The organism is Paraburkholderia sp. SECH4 (assembly GCF_030511745.1).
Classification (GTDB): Bacteria; Pseudomonadota; Gammaproteobacteria; order Burkholderiales; family Burkholderiaceae; genus Paraburkholderia; species Paraburkholderia madseniana.
Window position 1 is genome coordinate 1 of sequence record NZ_JALOCP010000103.1, and the last position, 2678, is coordinate 2678.

Consider the following 2678-nt stretch of genomic DNA (forward strand, 5'->3'; position numbering starts at 1 on the left):
TTGCGTATTTCGGCGAACGTGATCACGGATTCCGGTTGAACGTGATCAGTGAATCCGGAGGAAGGTGATCAGACATTTCGGTTGATGGTGATCGCTGATCACCCATTTCCGAAACGACTGATCATCTTGCCGAAACAGGTGATCACGCTCCCAGAATGAGTGATCACCGGACCGAAACGGGAACGCTATTTCGGTCTGGCGGTGGTGTTGCGCATGACATCAACGACGGGCGTTAGCCTTGTCTCTTTTATAGGGGACAGGTAATGCCGGCACATCGGATGAGCATGCGCAAATTGAAAGAAGTCCTGCGGCTGAAGTGGGTGTGCGGCTTGTCGCACCGCCAGATCAGCCGGGCCGCGGGTATCAGCGTGGGTGCGGTATCGGCGTATGCAGCGCGTGCCAGCGCGGCCAATCTGGACTGGGCGAGCGTCGAACCGCTGGCTGACGACGAACTCGAGGCCAAGCTGAGGCTGCCGGCCGATCAGAATACGCAGGCCCGGCGTGTCGACCTGGACTACGCGCTCGTTCATCGCGAGTTGCGGCGCGCAAACGTGACGCTGCAACTATTGTGGGAGGAGTACGTTGAGGCGCACCTCGGCGAGCGTACCTATCGCTACACCCAGTTCTGCCAGCGCTACCGCGACTGGGCGCAGACGCTCAAACGTTCGATGCGTCAGCAACACCGCGCCGGCGAGAAGCTGTTTGCCGACTTTGCCGGGCACACCATGCCGATCCTGGACGGGCGCGGTGGCGTTGCGTTTCGTGCGCACGTGTTTGTCGCTGCGCTCGGCGCATCGAATTACACGTATGCCTGTGCGACGCGTTCGGAGGGCACGCACGATTGGATCGGCGGGCTTATCGGCGCCATGGAATTCTACGGAGGCGCCCCGAGCCTGCTGGTCCCAGATAATCCGCGCGCATTGATTGCGCGACCTGACCGATACGAACCGGGTCTTGGCCGCACGGCGCAGGAATTCGTGAACCACTACGCGACAGCGATGCTCCCAGCACGGCCAAGAAAGCCCCGTGATAAAGCGAAGGCCGAGGTAGCAGTTCAAGTGGTCCAGAGATGGGTTCTTGCTCGTCTGCGCAACCACCGCTTCTTCAGCTTGGCCGAGTTGAACCGCGCGATCGCTGGTCTCATTGCTGATCTCAACCAACGCCCCTTCAAGAAGCTTCAGGGTAATCGCCGCGAATGGTTTGAGCGGCTCGACCAGCCCGCGTTGCGGCCGTTACCTGCCCAGCGCTACGAGATCGCGACCTTCGTGCGATGCGTCGTCAACATTGACTACCATGTCGAGGTCGATCACCACTACTACAGCGCCCCGCACAGCCTCGTGCGCCAGCCAGTCTATGCCCGCCTGACCCGTTTCGGCGTCGAGATCCTCCACGGCGGCAAGCGCGTCGCAGCTCACGCCCGCAGCCACCTGCGCAACAAACACACGACGTTACCCGAGCACATGCCCGTCGCTCACCGCGCTCACCTGGAGTGGACGCCCGGGCGCCTGCTGAACTGGGGTGCATCCATTGGCCCCGGCGCCGAGGCGATCGTCCGGCACCTGCTGACCAACCGCCCGCATCCCGAAATGGGCTACCGGGCTTGTCTGGGACTGCTGGCGCTGGCCCGCAAATACGGTCGCGAGCGCCTTGAAGCGGCCTGTCAGCGCGCCCTCGTGGTCGGCTCCCCTACACGTCGCTCTGTCCTCTCGATCCTCAAGTCCGGATTGGACCGCCAGGCATCGCTGCCGATCGAACTCACTGAGTGGCAATCCCCCGAACACGAGAACGTGCGCGGGCCTGACTATTATCACTGACCCGAAGGAGGTCACCATGTTGATGCAGCAAACCCTCTCGCAACTCCGGAACCTGAAACTCGACGGCATGGCCCGCGCCTTCGAGGAACAAGCCGCACTGACCGCTAGCACCAGCCTGTCGTTCGAGGACCGGTTCGGCATGGTCGTCGAACGCGAACTGGCTTGGCGCGACACGCGCCGTCTTGAACGCCTGATGAAGGCCGCCAGGCTGAAGAACCCACAAGCCTGCATCGAGGACATCGACGTCCGGCAAAGCCGCGGCTTGGACCAGCGCGTGGTTACCACGCTCGCTAGTTGCGACTGGATCCGCAACGCCCAGAACATCATCCTGAGTGGACCGACCGGCGCCGGTAAAACCTGGATCGCTTGTGCCTTTGCGCAGCAGGCATGCCGCCAAGGGTTCTCCGCGTTATACGTGCGCGCTGCGCGCCTGTTCGAAGAGTTGCGCATCGCCCATGGCGACGGCAGCTTCACACGCCGTCTCGCTCAACTCGCCAAGATTGACGTGCTATTGCTGGACGACTGGGGACTGCAGGAACTCGATCAGGGAGCGCGAAACGACCTACTCGAAGTGATCGACGACCGCGTGGGCTCGCGCTCGACGATCATCACCTCGCAGTTGCCCCTTGAACATTGGCATGCGTGGTTGCAAGACCCCACGCTCGCCGACGCAATCCTCGACCGGCTCGTGCATCAAGCGCATAGGCTTCCAATAAAAGGCGATTCGATGCGAAAGACCAACGCAAAGCAATCCGACTCATCCCCATCGTGATCACCTTCGTTATAATTCTCTGACCGCGCAACACCAACTTCCATACTGATCACGTTCACCGAAACGGCTGATCACCATCGCCGAAATCCGCA

General features: G+C 61.4%; 2 protein-coding genes. Both read left to right on the forward strand.

The features are described 5' to 3' along the window. The first annotated feature begins 263 nt into the window (after positions 1 to 263). Entirely contained in the window at positions 264 to 1814 is a 1551-nt protein-coding gene (gene istA, locus M0D67_RS41875) for an IS21 family transposase (RefSeq protein ID WP_171929383.1), read from the forward strand. A 16-nt stretch (positions 1815 to 1830) separates the two neighbouring features. Beyond that, positions 1831 to 2586, forward strand: coding sequence for an IS21-like element helper ATPase IstB (gene istB / locus M0D67_RS41880; protein WP_171929382.1), 756 nt, complete (start codon positions 1831 to 1833; stop codon positions 2584 to 2586). Positions 2587 to 2678: the final 92 nt, after the last annotated feature.

Excerpts from the sequence above, each read along its gene's own strand:
- istB (WP_171929382.1), top strand. The coding sequence starts at position 1,831 with ATGTTGATGCAGCAAACCCTCTCGCAACTCCGGAACCTGAAACTCGAC.
- istA (WP_171929383.1), top strand. The coding sequence starts at position 264 with ATGCCGGCACATCGGATGAGCATGCGCAAATTGAAAGAAGTCCTGCGG.